A 20,194-nucleotide genomic window follows, 5' to 3' on the forward strand; every position below is an offset into this window, starting at 1 on the left:
TAGCCCTACGAGATCTATCCCAAAACTTAAGCCAGCCTTGCCAGTAAACTGTTAAGAACAAAGGTAAAAGCATGAACGCTCATATGAGCTAACATTGCAGCTTCTAGCGAATATTGCCAAAAGAGCCAGCCAAACGCAGTCCCCGCAATCCCATTCAGTAACAACGCTCGAATAATCACAACGGTCGTGAGGGGAACGATCGCGGCAGTCGCTGGCAGGTGTAGTAGTCCAAATACCAACGCGGCTAGAACGATCGCACCCTGGTAAATCCCTTGACTGGGCAACGTAACGCCTTGTTTTAGCCCTTTCCACGCGATCCAAACAAGCAGCGACATTAAACCCCAGCGCATCAAAATTTCTTCAGTGATGCCGCCATAGGACATTGCTGTGAGCAAATTCAACCAGCCTGGTTCTGTATTATTGGCTGCCTGTAGCGCTTCAGGTAGGGCAGGTCGCATTAACCGATCGAGCAACAGGAGAGCGATCGCCACTGCTGCACCCACACCCAAACTCCATTTCATCTCAACGGCAAAAGATGGAAACTTAGTAGTATGAAACACCCAATGATCAATCAAATGGGAGTGTAATCCAACGCGGTAGGCACAACCAATTCCGATCAGAATGCTGATTGCCAGTAGAATTGAATACTGTAGTCCTTGCAGAAGCATTAGAATTCCCAATGGAGGCACTTTTTCCAGTGCTTCTGGAGACAGTTTCGCTAACTGTTGCTCGATTAAAGGAATAGACGCGATCGTGAACATCACAATTCCCACACTGCCCAATACAAATAAAATCCCGAATTGTTTCAGAATTGCCATTGGTTTACTCTCCAGATGACCCGTCCTATTAGCTCATTTGTCCAATCGGTCGAACAATGATTTCATTCACATCTACCTCTGCGGGTTGCGCGATCGCAAAGGCAATTGCACGGGCGATCGCATCTGCTGGAATCACTGCCTCACGAAATCCCCCCACCCATTCCGCTGCTTCAGCATCTGTGATCGTGCTGGCAAGTTCAGTTTCCGTCACTCCAGGCGAAATCACCGTAACCCGGATGTCGGTCGATTCCTGCCGCAGTCCCTCGGAAATTGCCCAAACTGCAAACTTAGTGGCGCAGTACACGGCTGCGGTTGGATAGACGTTGTGCCCGCCGATCGAGGAGAGATTGACAAACTGTCCTGATCGTTGCTCCTTAAAGAGAGGTAGCGCAGCAGCAATGCCGTGAAGCACACCGCGAATGTTCACATCAATCATGCGGTTCCATTCATCGATCTTCAGCACCTCTAGCCTGGAGAGTGGCATCACGCCTGCATTGTTCACCACAACATCAAGACGACCAAATTTAGCTTGGGCAAATTCAACAAAGGCTTGCATGTCTTCGAGGTTGGTGACATCAAGGGTACGGTATTCTGCTTCGCCACCCTGAGAGCGAATTTCGGCAGCGATCGCTTCCAGTCGATCGGTGCGCCGCGCTCCTAATATAACCCGTAAACCCTGATGAGCCAGCAATCTAGCTGTTGCTTCACCAATACCGCTACTGGCTCCCGTAATCGCAATAACTTTGTTTTCAACAGTTGACATGGTGATTGTTCCTTGTAAGTGATTAAAGTAACGAGATTACCGACGACCCTTCAAATGGCTTTAGGAAACGGGTTCGGATACCTTATCGCGTTGGAACACCTTGTAGGCGATCGCCAGAAACACGGGTATTGCAACCAGCACTGATAGCGCCCCGTAGGTCGCGTGGTACTCGCTGATTGTGAACAGAGCCGGTGTGGTAACGGCACTTCCAGTGATGTTGATCAGGAGTATGCCGCCGATGTTGTTCGCAAAGTGGACGCCGATAGCGAGTTCAGTGGTTCCGTCAAGCAACGAGACTACTGTCCATAGCAAACCCGGAACGAGGAAGTAGGTGACAAAGACCGTGAGCCAGCCACCAGGATCGGAACCGTGGACAGGTTGAATTCACAATTTTTTTCACCAGTCAGAAATGCGGCAGATTACTGACTATTTCTGCTGAAGAAAGTCCAGTAACACAGGATTGATCTGATCAGCGTGAGTCCAGTTGATGGCGTGCGGCCCGCCAGGAATAACAACCAGTTGACTGTTTTTAATCATCTGTGGCAGTCTTGCCGCGGTGGACTCAAGCGGCAAAATCCGATCGGCATCGCCATGAATAATCAGGGTTGGGACATCAATGCGGGGCAGATCGTCGCGGAAATCGGTGAGCCAGGATGGTACGCAATCCAAAGTTCCTTTGGCAGAAGCCCCTGCTGCCACATTCCAACTGGCTTGAATCGCTTCATTGCTGATCCGGTTACCCAGCAACACATCCACATTGAAAAACGCTTTGAAGAATTCAGAAAAGTAAGCTGGGCGATCTTCCACGATCGCTTTCATGATGCCATCAAAAACGCTTTGATCGACCCCTTCAGGATTATCATCGGTCTTCAGCAAAAAGGGCGGCACGGGAGCCATCAGCACCGCTTTCTGTACCCGCTCTGAGCCATACTTGCCAAGATAGCGCGTGACTTCGCCGGTTCCCATTGAGAAGCCGACCAACACGGCATTTTGCAAGTCAAGCTTAGTCACGAGAGCGTTGAGATCGGCGGCGAAGGTATCGTAGTCATAGCCGACAGAGGGCTGGCTGGAAGCCCCAAATCCCCGGCGATCGTAGGTAATGACTCGATACCCCGCATTCAGCAGCACTAAGACCTGCTTTTCCCAGGAATGTCCGTTGAGGGGAAAACCGTGAATGAGAACAACAGGTTGACCTGTCCCCAGATCTTCATAGTAAAGATCAATGGTTGCAGAATTTTCTTGACCAACAGTAACGTAAGGCATTGCAAACTCCTATAAGTACCGCATTGAATTCTCGTCTGATTAAACTTAATTACTTGCAGCAATAATGGCTGCCATCAACTCTGTCGTATTCCAGTGTCCGGTGTATCGATTTCCATTAATAAATAGGGCTGGAGCAGTCGTTACTCCACTGTCTATGCCACTTTTGATATCTTCATTGATGCGATCGACATTTACCTGTTTAGGTAAGTCTTTGAGAAACTGAGGAATATCAAGCCCTAAATCGTTGGCGTATTCGACTAGATAACCATTCTCCAGGTTTTGCTGGTGGGAAAATAACGTATCGCTCATTAGCCAAAACTGTCCCTGGGCGGCGGCGGCAAGGGCTGCCTGGGCGGCCCGTTGAGCATGAGGATGAATCTGTGGTTGTGGGAAATGGCGGAAGATAAAGGATAAATAATCCTCTCCAAAAGCAGCGTCAAGCTCTCGCTTGATCAGCTTAATGATCTTGTAAACCTCCCCGCTTCTAGAGCATTGATAGTCTCCATACATCACCAGCACGACCTTGGCACTTGGCACACCTTGAATCCAATCTTGGGCTGAAGGAGGTACAAGTAAGGAACTGCGGCTACGATCATCGTTCATCTTTTTGAATCTACATCAAGCATGGAACATTGAAATTTATTTACTCAATCTATTGCCTGCCTAACTGTTTACTACACGTTCACTATAGGCGATCGCCTGCAAGCCGTCGCCTATAGCGGGTTGAATTTTTTATCGTACAAATTGATAGAGCAACTATGTCATCGCAGAGTAGAGGGCGGGTTATAACTTAAGTTAGAGTCGGGGAAATTAACAAAAACCTGAACATACCGCGTATGCTTACAACTCGGTAAATATAATGCATAAAAAAATTCGTCCAGATTAAACTTAACCTGGACGAATTGCTTAATTTATAGTTAAGCTCTAGTCGCTAGCAGTGTGACCACATCAGCATGAGCTAACACCACATCGGGGTTACGCTGAAGTGCCATATCATACTTCACAGCAAAGTCATTTCCAACTTCATCCGGTGTGAGTAGAATCTGAACATCAGCAATGAGAGCAGCGATCGCTTCAGAGGTGACAGGCTCATCCGAGTGGATTAACTCATCAATTTGCACAATCAATTCTGAAAGGCGATGCAACCAGGCAAACTGATCGTGATTGATCACCAGTTGCAGCAATTCACCTTTAGAAACCCGTCCGCGCACTTGTTCGTAACGAATACGCTCTGTCTCCAACAACAGTTTATGCAAATGCAATAACTTGATGCGGATATCGGTCAGCAGTTGATGTTGGGTAATGCGGTTTTGAAGTGTGTTAGGCATGAATATGTCCCATCCTTCCATTTCGGTAATCGTCGATTGCTTGCATTATTTCGGCTTCAGTGTTCATCACAAAGGGCCCATAGCGCACCACAGGTTCATTCAGCGGCACTCCGGCAATCAGCAGTAGATCAAGGGGTTGGGTAGCATCCGCAGGATTGGCGATCGCCACTTCCTCACCATCCGGTGCAAAAATCACCATTTGCCCATCCTCACCCCGTTCCTGCTCAGTGCCAAACAAACCAGACCCATCGAGGACATAGGCAAAGGCGTTGTACTCTTTTGGTACCGGTTGAACCATGCTTGCGCCCGGTTGTAGCGTGAAGTGCAGGTAGATAATCGGAGTGCGGGTTTCAATCACCGCTTTTGCCCCCAACGCTTCTCCCGCAATCACTCGCACCGTTACAGACCCATCTTTGGTCTGAGCCACCGGAATCTGCGCTGATGGAATTTCCTGATAACGAGGAGCAATCATTTTGTCCCGCTGCGGCAAGTTGACCCACAGTTGAATGCCGTGCAGTCGCCCACCCGTGCGGGTAAACTCAGCTTCTGGCATTTCGGAATGCACTACGCCTGCCCCAGCGGTCATCCACTGCACATCACCGGGATTGAGCAGTCCGGCATGACCGACTGAATCCCTGTGCTCCAGCCGTCCATCCAGGACGTAGCTGACGGTTTCAAAGCCACGATGGGGATGATCCGGCGCGCCCTTTGCTTGACCGGGCTTTAGATTCACAGGCCCCAATTCATCGAGGAGGAGAAAGGGGTCAAACTCGGAAAAACTACTCTTGGGAAAGGGACGACGCACCAGGAAGCCTGCTCCTTCAAGCGTTTCTACACTATTAATGATTCCAGCAACGGTTCGGAGCGTTTGAGTTTGAGTGGTCATACAGTTGCCTCCAGGCAAACAATTTGTAAGACTTGTCCTATATGTGATTAATCATATAATAGCATAGAAGTATATAAAATCTATGGGTAGGGCTTGTCCTATCTATTCGTTCGGTAAACCGCCTATGTCTCTTGCCCATGTGATTCTAGGTCTGCTTCAGCAACAGGAGCGAACCGGCTACGACCTCAAAACCGAGTGCTTTGACGACTGCATTTCCCATCTGTGGCCAGCCGATCAGGCGCAGATTTATCGGACTTTGGACAAGCTGGAGTCCCAGGGGTGGATTACCTGTACTGTTGAGATTCAGCACGATCGCCCCAATCGCAAGGTTTACCAAATTACCGAAGCAGGTGAAGCCGAGTTGACCCACTGGCTTCAGACGCATCATCCGTTGCCCGTGTTGCGAGAGCCGTTGCTGGTGCAGCTCTATTTGGCGGCTCAGTTGCCTGACGAGGCGATCGTGTGTCTGCTGGAGCGGGAACTGGAAGCACGGCAAGAAAAGCTAGCCCAGTGTGAGGAAATCGAGGCTCTATCTTTGAGTGATCCGACTGCATCGCGTGAACACAAACTGCATCGACTGGTTTTGGACTTAGTGAAACAACGGGAACAGGCTTATTTAGATTGGTTGGAAACGGCTATCGCAACAATCCGTAGCCTATAAACTGACGATGCCGCGTTTAACGGCAACAATCACCGCCTGGGTGCGATCGCTGACATCCAACTTATTCAAAATCCGATTGACATGGGATTTAACCGTGCCTTCACCGATACTCAAAGCAGCCGCAATATCGGCATTACTCATCCCCTGGGCCAGGGAACGGAGTACTTCTAGTTCTCGTTCACTCAGTTCTGGATTGCTGAGGCGCTGGGCCAACTTTGCGCCTACATCAGGCGGGATATACTGCTGCCCCCGATGCACGGTGCGGATCGCATTCAAAAGCTCGTCCGGTTCAGTTTCTTTCAGCAGGTACCCTTTTGCGCCTGCCTGCAATCCCCGATAGATATCTTCGTCGCTATCATAGGTGGTCAGTACGATAATTCGAGCAGATTTAGCCATCGCACAAATTGCACCGATGGCGGCAACTCCTTCCACTTCCGGCATTCGCAGATCCATCAGCGTGACATCCGGCTGGTGTTCCTCAAATAGCGCGATCGCCTGTTCCCCATTTTCAGCTTGGGCAATCACCTGCATCTCTGGATCACGGTTAATAATCGTGGCTAATCCTTGCCGAAAGATGGCGTGATCGTCTGCAATGAGAACTTGAATTGGGGGTGTGGGGTGTGGGGTGCGGGGTGTGGGGGACATGGGGTGTGAGGGTGTGGGGGTGTGGAGTAGTCAATGGTTATCTGTTCCTCTTTGAAGACTTTGACGAAGGCGGTAGAGTAATCGTCCTGTACTTTCACACAGACTCATTAATTCGGTAATGTCATTAATGTAATTCAAACTATTGGTAAGAAGAAGCAAGGTTTCTAGTTCTTTGAGGCTTCCATTCGCAATACCGAGAAACTGAAGATACTCCTTACGATGATTTCTCCCATACCCCTCAGCAATATTGGCAGGCACGGAAACACAGGCTCTACAAATTTGCGAAGTCAATCCATAAATTTCATGCTTAGGCATCACTTCTGTCGCTTGATAAACTGCCTTTGCCAATCGCATTGATACTCTCCAAACCTCCAAATCCCGATAACTCTCCAACCTACCCACACCCCACCTCCTACACCCTCACACCCCACACCCCACACCCCACACCCTCACACCCTCACACCCCACACCCTACACCCCAACAACAACCACAATCTCCGTTCCCTGCCCAGGTTGACTCCTAATCGTGAGTTGTGCGCCGATGCGCTCTGTCCGTTCACTCATGCCGAGTAAGCCAAATCCCTCAGAGGACGGGATACTTCCAACCCCAAAACCCTGCCCGTTGTCTTTCACGCGCAACAAAAACTGATCATGCTCGTAGATTAACTCCACTCGAATTTCGTCAGCGTTGGCGTGTTTGATCACATTGGTTAAGGCTTCCTGCCCAATCCGCAGGAGATTACTCTCTACTTCAGTTGATAGAGCATAGGCTGTCCCCTTGACCTCATAATACAAGGTGGTATCGTTTGCAGCCGCTCTGATTTGAGTTACGAGATGATGGAGAGCGTTCTGTAAACTGCCTTCCTCCAAGAGCTGAGGACGGAGCGCCACGACCGATCGCCGCGCTTCAGTCAGTCCAGTTCGTGCCAATTCTCTGATCAGGTCTAGGTGTGCCTGAGCTGCCTCTACATCATCCGTTAGCACCTGTTTTGCGGCTCCTACCTGAGCCAGAATACCTGTAAACGCCTGAGCGAGTGTATCGTGAATTTCGCGTGCCATGCGGTTGCGCTCCTCTAAAATTGAGGCTGCTTCTGCTTGCTTTTGCGGCGTAATATCTCGCGACAGCCAAATCACCTGATCGTGGTTGATTGGGGCAATGCGAGCCGAAAACCAGGCTTCTCGTCCATTTAGAAACGCACTGTACTCGACTGTGAGGATTTGTTGGGTTCTCAGCACCTGCTGAATATAACCTAGAAACTCATCAGCTTCTTCCCTTCCGAGTTGATGCATAGTTTTACCAATCATCTCCTCAAAGGGGTGCCATAGCAGATCTGGTTCCAGTACCATTATTTCAAGGAATCGCCCTTCAGCAGAGAATACAAACAATGGATCGGGAATTGCCTCAATTAGAGTTCGTAGCTTTGACTCTGAGACTTGTAGGGCTGCTTCTGCTTGCTTGCGATCGCTAATATCCGCAATCACCCCTTCGATGTAGTCATCGTCTGCGTTCAAATAACAAGAGGAAAGTACCCAAAACACTGTCCCATCTCGTTTTCGCATCTGAAATTCATAGCCGCGCAGTTCCCCATCACGCTTCAGCAGCTCATGGGCTTGTTGGCGATCGTTAGGGTTTACAAAATAGTCGATGCTGTGTTCCAGCCCAATGATCTCCTCTGGTGAATCAAAGCCCAACAGATCGGCAAGGCGTTGATTGGCGTTGAGAATTAATCCGTCCGAGAGGCGGTTTCGGAAGATACCAACCTGCGAGTTTTCAAAGATATTGCGGAACTTGGCTTCACTGTGTTGTAACGCCTCTTCTGCTTGCCTACGCTGGGTGGTGTCGTTGCCCACCGATAAGATTTCAACGACCTCTCCCTGGTCATTGAAGATGGCTTGATTTGACCAGACCATCCAAACTCGCCGACCATCTCGACACAGGTTTTCACCCTCGCCTTGCGGGTACGATTGAGGATTACGAAGTAAATCATGGATCATGGGTCTCACATCGCGTCCAGAGGTTTCGATGTCTGGAATGATGGTTTCAAATAAGGTTCGCCCTAAAATCTGATGCTCTTCATAGCCCAGGAGTTTTACCCCATAATCGTTGATGTAGTGAATTCGTCCTTGCGGATCATAGCGAATGATGACTGAATTCGCTGTTTGTAGGAGGTTGCGATAATTCGCTTCACTTTGTCGTAACGCAGCAGTTTGTTCTGCGACCTGTTGCTCTAAAGTGCAGTTGTAGTCGGCTAGAAGTTTCTCGGCTTGTTTGCGTTCTGTAATGTCTTGAAAGGTAGCGATCGCATGAGTAATATTGCCCTGTTGATCAAAAACGGGTGTTCCCCGTGCCTCAATTAGAACTGTGACATGATCACGACGAATTTCTATATCTTCAGTCCTGATGCGTTCGCCCCTTAATGCCCGCACAATAGGCAAGCTCTCCGCTGGATAGATTTGATCCGTTCCCGCTACATAAAGCTGATAAGCCTCTGAGATCTGCTCCGGTGCTAGGGAAGTATCAGTTTCTTTGCCTGTGAGTTGATTGCCGCATTGGTTGGTATAGTAAGGGCGACCCGCCGCATCCACGATCGCAATTCCCACCGGAATCGCTTCGAGGAACTGGGTAATCTTGCTTTCCTTAGCTCGCAGTTCTGCGTAAAGGTTGGCATTTTCGATGGCGATCGCTGCTTGAGTCGATAATAGCTGCAAAACCTGCGATCGCTCTGGTGTAAATACTCCAGTTGCTAACCGATTTTCTAAATACAATACACCGACCAGCTTGGCTTGATTCAGCAGCGGCAAACAGAAAATAGATTGAGGCTGGTTCTGTTGAATGTATGGCTCATTAATAAAAGCACCTCCACGAGTCGCATCATTTAAGGTGACAGGCTTCAGCGTCCGAATCACATATTGAATAAGTGACTCTGGCAAGCGATCGCCAATTGGAATAGACTGTAACACCTGAGTCGCACAAGCATTCTCATCGGTATTGAGTTCACAAGCTGCTTCAATCAACCATTCTCCTGAGTTTTCTAAAATCAGATATCCGGTTTGTGCGCCAGCATTCTCAATTAAAGTTTGCATCAGTGACCGCAGCAGTTGCTTCAGTTCAATTTCACGAGAAATTGCCTGTGAAGCTTTCATCACTGCTGCTAAATCGAAAGCGGTATGGAAGGGACTAGTGATAGTTTCAGCAGTAATAGGAATTGATGCAGAAGCGGCTCTAGACGACTGAGAAAAGAACTGTGGATAGCGGTTTTCTAGATCTTTAACTTTAGCGATTGCGCCCCAGCGATCATAGCAATAGTGCGCCTCTTTCATGTAGGTCTGAGCAATTTTTTCTCGACCTCGCGCCAGATAATATTTTGCCGCTAATTCATACGCGAGTGCTTCTTCTTGGATAAACTCATGTTCAGCAGCACCTGCGATCGCTCGTTCATAAAACTCCTCAGCCTCGAAGAATTGCCCTGAGACTCGCGCTTTCTCTGCTTCGACTAAATAAAATTTATGGAGATAATTCATTGGGGCGTGTTCTGCCCATTTCTGCATCTTTTCTTGGTTGGTATTAACACAGTTTAGCCAAGATACTTTTTCAGAGTTTGAAGCATCGAGCAATAAGCTCAAAAGCGCTAGAGAATGGTAGAAGTAGAATATAGGTAAAAACTTTATTGCTGTCAGTTCTTCAAAATGTTTCCTTGCCAAAATAGCAGTCTGTGCAGCTTGATAATATTCTTCAAATAGATAACACAGTATAACTTTGTGCAGATAGAGCATTTGAATTGCAATTCCATCTTTAACTGCAAGGGCATGTGGTAATACTTGCTCTTCATTACACACCCGACCAACTAAGCGACTGGGATTCTCAGACCTATCTAACAAATTAAGAATAGCCTGCCACACTATTGCAATCCAAGTCGAGGGATTTTCTCGTCTGATTTGTCCGCTCGCTTTGCTGTAGATTGCCGTTTTTTTGTCCAATTGGGTGAGTTCCTCACCAACAAAAAACGAGCGATAACATGTGCCATATAAAGCATAGCCAGCGAATTCAAAGTCTCCGGTTTCCACTCCGCTTTGATAAGCATCAACCAGAACTGGGATTACTTTCCTAAGATGTACCTTCCAGTGCATGACATTTTCACTAAATATCTGTAATGCTTTAGCCTTACCTTTTTGGGTATCCAATCGTTCTACCAAGCTTAGAGCCAATTGACCAAATTTATAGCCGAGTTCAATGTCTTGAACAACTCCACATAAAACAAATCCGTAGGCAGCATAACTCTGCGGTGACCAAGTAGCATTGCCGTAGTTGATTGATAAATTCACCATTTTGCAAGCAATCAGCAGCATCAGTTCTGATGACACCGTATATGCAGCACCTATGATATTCGCTAGGATATACATTGATGCCAGCGGTTCCGGTGCGGTCATCTTTGGTAAATTAATCAAGTCTTCGATTTCTCGTCCAGTTAATAGTGCAGCTGTTGACTCCAATTCTTTTTGAACATCTAACTGACTTGGATTTTCTAGTAAGTTTACTTCCAGGAGTTTTAACACTTCCAATCCAATTTTAAGTGCTTCTTTCAAGTTACCCTGTGACAAATATCTTTGAATTCTGCTATCGTAAACTTGCACTTTATCAACCACTGTCTCAGCGCGATCGAGTACCACTTCTACCAACTGTTCCATCTCATCAAAGCGACCCTGGAGATACGCTGCTTCTGCTGCTTCTGAGTACAGCGCTAAAATGAGATCATACTCACTCTGCCAACTCTCTATATTGAGGAGTTTAAGCCCTGTAGTGAAATACTTAAAAGCTGCTTCATAAGCCGTTGCTGCCTTTGCTTTCTGACCTGCCATTAAATTCAATCTGGCAATTTCAGTTCGTTCTGACTGAGCAGTGACTAGCTTAAGTCCTTGATTGAGATGATCGATGATTTCAAACAACCGATCGGATCGTTGCTCTGGTGAAGTTTTTTCGAGCAAATTGCGACCGATTTGAAGATGAACAACCTGTTTCTGCGATTCATCAATCAAAGCATAAGCCGCTTGCTGAACGCGATCGTGCAGAAACTTATACTCTTGAACCAACAAGTCTTCGTCCAAGTCAGATAGAGGTTGAATTAATCCCGCTTGTATTGCTGCTAGTAAGTCTTGGAAAATTGCTTTCGGTGATTTTTCACAAACGATTCCTTCGGAGTTGCGCTCTGCGTTAAACGCCAACGCTTCTAAATCAAACTCAGACCCAACACAAGCAGCGATGGAGAGAACTTGCTGTGTTGCTTCTGGCAATTTCTGCAATTGATGCAGCAGCAACTCCACCACATTTTCAGTGATGTTTTGAGCTTCAATCTCAGCTAGATCCCATTTCCAACTCAACTGTTGGGCATCAAAAGTCAACAGGTTTTCGCTATGCAGCAGCTTCAGAAATTCACCCACAAAGAAAGGGTTGCCCTCGGTTTTACGCAACACGACTTGGGCTAAGGAACGAACGGTATCAGGATTGCGATGTAATGTCTCAGCTATCAGTTGAGTCAACGGTTCCAGCGTTAAGGGGGTCAGAGTGATTTCCTGAAGTACTGCTCCCTGGTTTCGCAGGCTCTCTAGTGTTAAGACCAACGGATGGGTTGGGGTCAGTTTGTTATCTCGGTAGGCTCCGATCAAAAACAGATACTGGATTTGCTCATCAAGTAAGATGAGTTCGATTAACTTCAGCGTCGCAGAATCGATCCACTGTAGATCGTCTAAGAAAATGACTAGGGGATGCTCTTTTGCACAAAACGCCCGCACAAATCTTTGAAACGTGCGATTGAAGCGATTCTGTGCCTCAGTTGCTCCAACTTCGGGTATGGGCGACTGCTTGCCAATGATTAACTCAACTTCGGGAATTATATCTATGATAATTTGCCCGTTGTTTCCTAAAGCAGTGAGTAAACGCGATCGCCATACTTCTACCTGTTCATTGGGTTCTCCCAAGAGTTGCTGCACCAACTTTTGCAGAGCATCGACGATCGCGCTGTAGGGAATATTGCGCTGGAATTGGTCAAATTTACCCCAGATAAAATAGCCGTGCTTTGCAGTGATCGGTTTAAAGAGTTCCTGTACCAATGCTGTTTTGCCGATACCAGCGTAACCGGAGACCAGCATCATTATTGGCAACGAATGGGAAACAGATGAAGCGGATGATTGAATAGCGTGATGTACAGATTCGTCATCCGCTCTATCCGCTACAAAATCCGTTGCCGTCACTCTATCAAACGCCACCCATAATGCTGCACTCTCCGCTTCTCGCCCATACAGTTTTTGAGGAATGCGGAACTGCTCGGAAACATCTTGCAGTCCCAACGATATAGTGTTAATCTGACCCATTTCCGCCAGTTGTTGGGCACAGCGTTCTAAATCTGCTTTGATGCCCCACGCACTTTGATAGCGATCCTCTGCATTTTTTGCCATCAGTTTCATCACAATGTCGGAAACTGCTTTAGGGATTGTATGCGTGGTAGATGATGAACCATCCGTCCCCACACCCCACACCCCACACCCTATACCCCTAAATTCATGCGGGGGAGTCGGTGGTTTAGCAATATGACAGTGAACTAGTTCCAGGAGATCACTGGTGGGAAACGGCAATTGTCCCGTCAACAGTTCGTAGAAGGTTGCACCCAGTGAATAAAAGTCGGTGCGATAGTCAAGCATCCGGTTCATTCGCCCGGTTTGCTCTGGCGACAAATAGGCGGGGGTTCCCTCTAGAAGATGGAGACTTTTGAAGGTGGGATTGGTGCGACTGAAGCAAGTAGCAATGCCGAAATCAATGATTTTGACAACGCCAGTGTTCGGATTAAAGACAATGTTGCCAGGATTAATATCTTTATGGATGATATGAGCCGCATGGATTTTGCCCAGAGTATCAGTAATGGCGATCGCCAGCCTCAGGAAAGTAGGTAAGGGCATAGGAGAGAAATCCGGTTGCTGCCGCATCCAGTATTCTAAAGACTCTCCACCAAAGTCTTCCAAAAGAAGAACCAGCGTGCGCTGGTAGTCTTGTTGGCTGTATGCCTTGACTACGCCTTCAATGTTGAGAAAACGAGTGATTTCATACTCCTGCCGATAGCGAGTTAATTCCTGAGGAGAGGGATAATCCTGCTTAAGAACTTTGGCAATCACGGCACAATTATCTTGCTCTCTGATACCCCGATACACCAAAGAAGCTAAGCTTTCGTAGATTTTGCTGTGGATAGTAATTCCAGGCAGGGTAATCATTGAATGCTCCCCTAATGAAGGACTGTCATCCATTTCCCAAAGTCAGTAGATCACAAATTCTGTTGAGATCCCCCCTAGCCCCCCTTGAGAAAAGGGGGGAACCAAGCCGAAAGTGCTTCAAGTCCCCCTTTTTAAGGGGGGTTTAGGGGGATCGATCGCAGGAAATGACACCAAAATGGATTCGTTTTCGATCTACTGAAAGTATATCGCTTGCCAAACTCCAGAATATAAAGCTTCTTGTGTAGATCTTTATATCTTGATTTGTAATGGCTCAACTCAGTAGCCTTCGATCAAATTCGGATTCTAACTTAAGTTAGAGCCAGCCTTCTACTTTGCGATAGCATGGTTAATCTATCAATTTGCACTGTAAAAAATTTAACTTGCTATAGGCGACAGCTTGAAGACGACCACCTATATTGAATTTATGCAAACAGTCATGCAAATGAATCGAGCAAGTAAATTGCACGGTTCCATATTTGAAGGCGTGAGTATTCAAGGTGCAACTGGATTGACGCACGCTCAAGCAGCAACCGCAAATGACTTTTGGCGTTGCCTCCATCGATCGCCAACTGCTGATCAACAACACGATTGGATTGGCAAAAAAGGTTGGCTGTTTTAACCGTTGATTTCGTGCTAACCGTCGGTTGCTCATTCGTCTCCGCTACATTCTTTTATTCATAATCTGAGCTAAATCCTATGACCCACATTCTTCATCTTGATGCGAGTCCACGGGGCGATCGCTCGATCTCCCGCACGCTCTCCAAAGAGTTCATTAACGAGTGGAAAGTGGCTCATCCCAATGACATCATCACTTACCGCGATATTGGGCATTATCCTGTCCCTTTTGTAAGCGAAGACTGGATCGCTGCTGCATTTACTCCATCCGATCAACATACCCCTGAGTTAGCTGCTGCAATTCAGATTTCCGATGAGTTGATCGATGAGTTCTTAGCAGCCGATCGCTATGTTTTCAGTATCCCTATGTATAACTTCAGCATTCCTGCCAATTTCAAAGCCTATCTCGACCAAATTGTGCGTGTAGGTCGTACATTTTCTGTAGATGAAACAGGTTATAAGGGGCTGGTTCATAACAGGAAGATGACGATCATTATGGCGCAAGGCGGAGCCTATCCCGAAGGTAGCCCGACACACGCCTATGATCTACAAACACCCTATCTAAAACTCATTTTTGGGTTTATTGGGATAACGGATATTGAGTTTGTCTATGCCGATAGCTTGAATATGGGGGATGAAGCCCGTAATCTGGCGATCGCCAATGCTCAGTCTGCCCTAAAAGCTGCGATCGCTCATTAACAATCATCGCTGCTTGTAGCTAGAGTGTTTGAGGTCAGGTGTAATGCTAGATCCATTGGTAGTAGGTACAGATGAAGAAACTCACCAGGTAACCGCCATCATTTCTCACTTCATTCGACCTGGGCGTGAGCAAGGGTATAAGGAGTGGTTGCACGGCATTGCGATGGCTGCCCACCAATTTAAGGGACATTTAGGGGTCAGCGTGATCCGTCCCGGTGATCACGCTCATCCTGAATATGTGGCAATTGTCAAATTTAATCATTACAACAACCTCAAAACCTGGCTGGAATCCAGCGTGCGGCAAGAATGGCTGGAGCGGTTACAACCCTTGATTGAAAAGCCTGAAACCATTCAAACTCTGACGGGTCTGGAAACCTGGTTTACGCTGCCCAACAAACCCATGAAGGCTCCACCCCCGCGCTACAAAATGGCGATCGTGACCTGGCTGGGAGTGTTTTTTACGATATCTATTCTCAATCGTTTGCTAGTACCGCTCCTGGTTGGGCTTCCAGTATTGCTCAGAACGTTGTTGGTGACAGGTCTAACGGTTGCCCTGCTGACCTACGTGATTATGCCGCGCCTCACTCAACTCTTTCGCAAATGGCTGTATCCCATTTAATCAAGTCCATATCTTGCACATTCACAGGAATTCTCTATGTCTTGTCAACACCTGAACGAACTGACGCTAGAGACTATGATTTCAAAAGCCAATTACCCGGTATTTCGCTGTGAGGAATGCCTTCGGGTTGGCGATCGCTGGGTACATTTAAGAATTTGTCAAACCTGCGGCAAAATGTTGTGCTGCGACTCGTCTAAAAATCAACACGCCCGCCGCCATTACGAAGAAAGTGGACATGCGGTAATCAGTTCAGCCGAATTGGGAGAAGAATGGCTGTGGTGTTTTGTGGATGAACAGCAGAAGAACTATTGATCACGCGCCCCTTTTTGACTCGCGAGGAAACCATGATGTCAAATCAGCCTGCCCTAACGGATATTTGGCCCAGTTTACCCCTGGACGCATGGCAAGAGACCTATGCCACCTTGCACATGTGGACTCAAATCATCGGCAAAATCCGATTGGCCCAAACTCCGTGGATTAATCATTCCTGGCATACTCCCCTCTATTTAACCGTTCGGGGACTGACTACTTCTACGATTCCCTATGGTAGCCGCATCTTTCAAATCGACTTTGATTTCATTGATCATGAGCTGCTGATTCAAACCAGCGAAGGGGCAAGACGAGCGATCGCACTATACCCTCGCTCTGTTGCTGATTTTTATCAGACTGTGATGGAAACTCTGAGAGAATTGGATCTTCACATCACCATTAACACCAAACCGAATGAAGTCCCTGATCCGATTCGATTTGAGCAGGATGAAACCCATGCTGCTTATGATGCGGATTATGCCAATCGATGCTGGCGAGTGTTGCTACAGTCCGATCGCGTCTTTCGAGAATTTCGCTCCCATTTTTCCGGCAAGGTTAGTCCGGTTCATTTTTTCTGGGGGAGTTTTGATTTAGCCGTGACTCGCTTTTCGGGGCGATCGGCTCCTGAGCATCCGGGAGGGGTGCCAAATCTACCGGATGCAGTGGCGCAGGAAGCCTATTCCCAGGAAGTCAGTAGTGCCGGATTTTGGCCCGGAGCCGGATTGTCGTATCCAGCGTTTTATTCCTATGCGTACCCAGAACCCGATGGGTTTAAGCAGGCTGAGGTTCGTCCCGATGCTGCATTTTACAATAAAGAGTTAGGCGAATTTGTTTTGCCCTATGATGCGGTTCGCGAGGCAGAATCACCGGATCAGATGTTGTTAGAGTTCTTGCAAAGCACCTACGAAGCTGCAGCCAGGTTAGGCACCTGGAATCAAAAGGAACTTCAGCAGTTGACGTTTAAGTCGCAACTGCATTCCTAAATTGGCGTTTAACTCTCGACACCTTCCTCAATGCCGGACACTTTGCCCTGGAAGAGTGCGGAAAGGATTTTTGAGCTTATTACCCAACAACTCTTCTGCAATGCAATCGAGTGCCATGCTGCACTCACTCCACCCGGAGGTGTGGTTTGAGAAAGACAACCTAGTGGTCTGTCAAGGTTGAAATGAAGGGTAAAGTCGTTTGAGTTTAACCCGTGCATCTTCCGTGGTAAATTGCCAATCGATGGTTCGCAGTTGAGCATTCCTGCGCTGCTCCCACGCTAGTGTTTCTTGTTGCAATGACGGTTGATCTGGAATGCGGCGATCTAGACATTGGCGGGCTAAAACACTGAGTTCAGTTTCAGCCATATTGAGCCAACTGCCGTGAACCGGGGTGTAATGAAATTCCAACTTATCGAGGATCCGCTTGGCTTCTTGGGGTTCAAAGGTGGCATACAATGCCGAAGGGTCATGAGTGTTGAGTTGGTCTTGGACAACCGTGACCCACTCCGCATCCGGATAACGCTCGTCGACCAAGTATTTCATTTGCTGGGCATAATCGTGCTTGGTGCGCCGGTCTGTGACTTGGACATGTCTCCAACCCGCTAAGGGCTCAACGAACATGAACAGATTGTTGACCCCGTTTCGTTCATACTCGTAGTCATAGCGCGGCGGTTGACCCGGTTCAATCGGTAAAGGGACTTGGGTTTCCTTGACTAACTGTTTGCTGGTTTCGTCAAAACAAACTACGGGATAGCGTGAGTCGTAAGAGCGGGTGTAGACACTTAAGATATCTTCCATGTAGTAGACAAACGTCGCATTGGACTCGGGAGGAATCACCCAGCATTCTTTCAACCAGGGCTTGAGGTCGTTTTTTTCAGCGTTTGTCGAACGGTTTCATGGCAGATGCTTTCGACCACCTCTAATTCCACCATTCGCTCAGCTAACAAGCGCAGACTCCAACGGGCTTGTCCTTCGGGAGGCTCACTACAGGTCATCGCAATCAGATGTGCTTCTTGGGATCCATCGAGGCGGCGCGGTTTGCGTTGTTGCTGCACTTGCCGACTCAAGGCACTCTCTAGACCTGTTTCAACAAAGCGTTGCCGCACCCGTTCAATCGTCGCTACACTGATGTCGAGTGCTTGGCTAATTGCTTGATCCGTCCATCCTCCATCTTCTTGGTTGGTGTCGGCTTTGAGCAAAATCCGTGCATGGTTCATTTTGTAAGCAGCAACTTTGCCAGTTGTAGTGAGTTGCTCCAACTCTTTTCGTTCTTCAGCAGTTAGAGAAACGATGTATTTTTTTCGCGCCATAATGGTTTGACTGATTGGAGATAGCTCAAATTATCAATCCATTTACCCTTCAAATCAAGGCTGACAATCTACTAGTGCCCAACACGAACTTTTAAAGCCTTGTTCTAAAAGGTGGAAGGGAGAACATCTTGGCAAAGAGCGTCAAAATAGTATCCTAATCCCCCTGCCACTGTTGTGTAGTCTTGGCTTGTTCCAGTGAGCTGTACCCATGCGCTTGGAGCGGTAGGCATGGTGTCAACCGGACTAAAGGCTAGTTCCTGGGTTGAACAAGAAGCAAAGTAATAAACTACCTCCTGAATATTACTGTTGCCGTAACCACCTCCTGTGATCTGCCGATAAAAGGCGGATGACCGGATTTCGTAGCGGTCGTAGGTCATACTCCTGACTGTTCCAATTCGCTCCACCGTAACCCTACAACCTGTGCCACAGCCGTAGATGAATTGATTGAGGTTATCTACTTGAGCGATCGCCTGATGAGCAGTTAGCAGTATTCCAGTGAAACTCACTAATGCTGCGGGAGAGAAATGATTCATGAATTTATATGCCTTTATGTATGCGTAGTGTGTACTGCTAATGGTTTCACAATAGTTTCTTTTTTTTGTTAATGGATGGTTCTAAAATCTGCGAGTCCGATCGCAAATGTGATTAAAGTTGTTTTGCAAGAACTCTGCGGACACATAGCCAATCTCCTTGAGTTCTGGGATGTAGACCCTGACCCAATAGTGGTTTTCTGCAAAGCCTTCACAACTCAAGACATACACTTGGTCATTACGAAATAGTCGAGCAAAGACAACTCCACCCGTTCCCATGATCGTGGGCAGCATCCGAACGTTGACACGATCAGCGAGTACCAGAGTGGGTGATTGTCCTTGAATGAAACGCTGAACCGAGATTTCCGTTGGATTGTGTATCAGTTCTGCTGCGCCAACAGGAATAATTTGAACTGCCAAGGCGATGAGTAGAGTGAGTGGGATAAGTTTCATGGTGGGTTCCTCCACGGTCGAAGCTTTGAGAAACCTAGCTTTTGTTTAGGTTCCTGGAATAAAGGTGAATGTGCTGGGTAGATTTTGGACGCTGGGACCATGTGGAGCACTACACTCCAGCGATTTCCTAAACTCTCCAGTGATCCGGCACTGGGCATCCTGCAAGAAACTGGCTCTGGGTGAAGCACTTTGCACCACAAAAGAACCATTTGCTTGGAAAGCAAACTCGATCGTAGCAACCAATTCCCCACGTCCGAGATCACACCCTAACCCGCCGCATCGGGCAAACTGCCCCAGTGGTTCACTCATGTAAGTGTTGTAGATACTCAGCGTATTGCCACTGACGACGGTGTAAATGCTGCTGCTGTAGAGGCTGCCCCCATCGCTTGCCCGTGACCAGACGTATGAGGTAAAGCCAGTTCCATCTGTCCAGGCAGATTCCAGGGTTGAGGTACGCTGTTGAGCAATTTCTACTGGAGGCAATCCCACCTGGGCTAAGGCGGCTGGGCTTTGTCCTCCTACGGCACACAGCACCATTGCTCCCAGACCAATCCAGGAGCCTCTATTTCTATACTGGCGATCGTTCATTTGCTTAAACACAATCCTTGCAGTCAGACCCCTGCATCTTTCCTGAAATGCTTCTCTCGCTGCCAGTTTTGCAGTTTCAGCAGCAGTTTAATTCGTCTTAAATCTACTTTGACAAATGGAGCGTCAAACTGGGGTAAATGCAATGTGAATCATCGATGAAGAGTTCAGTAATTATCCGTTTGCTTGTCTACCCAAGATGACCTGGCTTGAGGCAATGTCCATAGGAGGGAGGCTCAGAGGAATGCTGGTCATTCAAACTGGGGAGGGATCTGGTCAATGATCCACTGCTCTATTTTGTCTGGATCAAGCCGATCGATCGCCTCCTGCAACGCCTCAGCCCCGATCTCCCCCTATCCATATACCTTTAATAGGTGATAGAGCTTAAGAACGTCCTCCCCTTGCAGTGCCCCTGTCCATAGCAGGTGTTCAATTTGCTATGTGAATGTCTGTATACTCATCGTGTGATT

19 protein-coding genes are annotated in these 20,194 nt (G+C 47.7%); 5 read left to right on the top strand and 14 right to left on the bottom strand.

The window, feature by feature from the left end:
- Positions 1-26: 26 nt before the first annotated feature.
- The 7 genes from ACM1PF_RS12680 to ACM1PF_RS12710 all read right to left on the bottom strand — a co-directional run bounded on the left by ACM1PF_RS12680 (position 27) and on the right by ACM1PF_RS12710 (position 5,058).
- Positions 27-818, bottom strand: coding sequence for a CPBP family intramembrane glutamic endopeptidase (locus ACM1PF_RS12680; protein ID WP_416674969.1), 792 nt, complete (start codon positions 816-818; stop codon positions 27-29).
- A gap of 28 nt (positions 819-846) precedes the next feature.
- On the bottom strand, positions 847-1,581 hold the full coding sequence (locus ACM1PF_RS12685; RefSeq protein WP_416674971.1) for an SDR family oxidoreductase: 735 nt from the start codon (positions 1,579-1,581) through the stop codon (positions 847-849).
- A 60-nt stretch (positions 1,582-1,641) separates the two neighbouring features.
- The gene (locus tag ACM1PF_RS12690) at positions 1,642-1,872 is read right to left on the bottom strand and encodes a hypothetical protein (protein WP_416674973.1); all 231 of its coding nucleotides are present in this window, start codon (positions 1,870-1,872) and stop codon (positions 1,642-1,644) included.
- Between the two features lie 135 nt (positions 1,873-2,007).
- Complete coding sequence (locus ACM1PF_RS12695) at positions 2,008-2,844, bottom strand: alpha/beta fold hydrolase (RefSeq protein ID WP_416674974.1); 837 nt, start codon at positions 2,842-2,844, stop codon at positions 2,008-2,010.
- 45 nt (positions 2,845-2,889) lie between these two features.
- Positions 2,890-3,447, bottom strand: coding sequence for a DsbA family protein (locus ACM1PF_RS12700; RefSeq protein WP_416674975.1), 558 nt, complete (start codon positions 3,445-3,447; stop codon positions 2,890-2,892).
- A gap of 314 nt (positions 3,448-3,761) precedes the next feature.
- Positions 3,762-4,172, bottom strand: a complete 411-nt coding sequence (locus ACM1PF_RS12705; RefSeq protein ID WP_416674977.1) for a hypothetical protein — start codon at positions 4,170-4,172, stop codon at positions 3,762-3,764.
- Entirely contained in the window at positions 4,165-5,058 is an 894-nt protein-coding gene (locus ACM1PF_RS12710; RefSeq protein ID WP_416674979.1) for a pirin family protein, read from the bottom strand. Before ACM1PF_RS12710 ends, ACM1PF_RS12705 begins: the two co-directional genes overlap by 8 nt.
- Positions 5,059-5,182: 124 nt before the next feature.
- Between ACM1PF_RS12710 and ACM1PF_RS12715 the strand changes: the two genes are divergently transcribed.
- Positions 5,183-5,719 carry a PadR family transcriptional regulator gene (locus ACM1PF_RS12715; protein ID WP_416674980.1) on the top strand — a complete coding sequence of 179 codons (537 nt, stop codon included), beginning with the start codon at positions 5,183-5,185 and terminating at the stop codon, positions 5,717-5,719.
- Here the strand turns inward: ACM1PF_RS12715 and ACM1PF_RS12720 are convergent.
- The 3 genes from ACM1PF_RS12720 to ACM1PF_RS12730 all read right to left on the bottom strand — a co-directional run bounded on the left by ACM1PF_RS12720 (position 5,714) and on the right by ACM1PF_RS12730 (position 13,621).
- Positions 5,714-6,364: a response regulator gene (locus tag ACM1PF_RS12720; protein WP_416674982.1), complete on the bottom strand. Its 651-nt coding sequence runs from the start codon at positions 6,362-6,364 to the stop codon at positions 5,714-5,716. The genes ACM1PF_RS12715 and ACM1PF_RS12720 overlap by 6 nt on opposite strands.
- Before the next feature lie 30 nt (positions 6,365-6,394).
- A complete protein-coding gene (locus ACM1PF_RS12725; protein WP_416674983.1) occupies positions 6,395-6,766 on the bottom strand; it encodes a four helix bundle protein in 372 nt (123 codons plus the stop codon).
- Between the two features lie 69 nt (positions 6,767-6,835).
- Positions 6,836-13,621, bottom strand: coding sequence for a PAS domain S-box protein (locus tag ACM1PF_RS12730; RefSeq protein ID WP_416674985.1), 6,786 nt, complete (start codon positions 13,619-13,621; stop codon positions 6,836-6,838).
- A gap of 696 nt (positions 13,622-14,317) precedes the next feature.
- Between ACM1PF_RS12730 and ACM1PF_RS12735 the strand changes: the two genes are divergently transcribed.
- The 4 genes from ACM1PF_RS12735 to ACM1PF_RS12750 are packed head-to-tail and all read left to right on the top strand — an operon-like array spanning position 14,318 to position 16,846.
- Entirely contained in the window at positions 14,318-14,935 is a 618-nt protein-coding gene (locus ACM1PF_RS12735) for an FMN-dependent NADH-azoreductase (protein WP_416674987.1), read from the top strand.
- A 43-nt stretch (positions 14,936-14,978) separates the two neighbouring features.
- Positions 14,979-15,554, top strand: coding sequence for an antibiotic biosynthesis monooxygenase (locus ACM1PF_RS12740; RefSeq protein ID WP_416674988.1), 576 nt, complete (start codon positions 14,979-14,981; stop codon positions 15,552-15,554).
- A 36-nt stretch (positions 15,555-15,590) separates the two neighbouring features.
- The gene (locus tag ACM1PF_RS12745) at positions 15,591-15,866 is read left to right on the top strand and encodes a UBP-type zinc finger domain-containing protein (RefSeq protein ID WP_416674990.1); all 276 of its coding nucleotides are present in this window, start codon (positions 15,591-15,593) and stop codon (positions 15,864-15,866) included.
- 32 nt (positions 15,867-15,898) lie between these two features.
- Positions 15,899-16,846, top strand: a complete 948-nt coding sequence (locus ACM1PF_RS12750; protein WP_416674992.1) for a DUF5996 family protein — start codon at positions 15,899-15,901, stop codon at positions 16,844-16,846.
- A gap of 171 nt (positions 16,847-17,017) precedes the next feature.
- Here ACM1PF_RS12750 and ACM1PF_RS12755 read toward each other — a convergent pair.
- From ACM1PF_RS12755 to ACM1PF_RS12770, 4 genes are all read right to left on the bottom strand, one after another.
- Positions 17,018-18,156 (bottom strand): IS630 family transposase gene (locus tag ACM1PF_RS12755; RefSeq protein ID WP_416668472.1). Its coding sequence is split into 2 segments (ribosomal slippage): positions 17,018-17,721 and positions 17,721-18,156, totalling 1,140 coding nucleotides; the frame shifts between segments, so codons are not numbered across the junction.
- A gap of 104 nt (positions 18,157-18,260) precedes the next feature.
- Entirely contained in the window at positions 18,261-18,689 is a 429-nt protein-coding gene (locus ACM1PF_RS12760; protein WP_416674994.1) for a hypothetical protein, read from the bottom strand.
- 81 nt (positions 18,690-18,770) lie between these two features.
- A complete protein-coding gene (locus tag ACM1PF_RS12765; protein WP_416674997.1) occupies positions 18,771-19,139 on the bottom strand; it encodes a hypothetical protein in 369 nt (122 codons plus the stop codon).
- Between the two features lie 45 nt (positions 19,140-19,184).
- Complete coding sequence (locus ACM1PF_RS12770; RefSeq protein ID WP_416675000.1) at positions 19,185-19,727, bottom strand: hypothetical protein; 543 nt, start codon at positions 19,725-19,727, stop codon at positions 19,185-19,187.
- Positions 19,728-20,194: the final 467 nt, after the last annotated feature.

It is taken from the genome of Egbenema bharatensis FJBBOT/2019 (assembly GCF_048077055.1).
In the GTDB taxonomy this organism is placed as follows: Bacteria; Cyanobacteriota; Cyanobacteriia; order Elainellales; family Elainellaceae; genus Egbenema; species Egbenema bharatensis.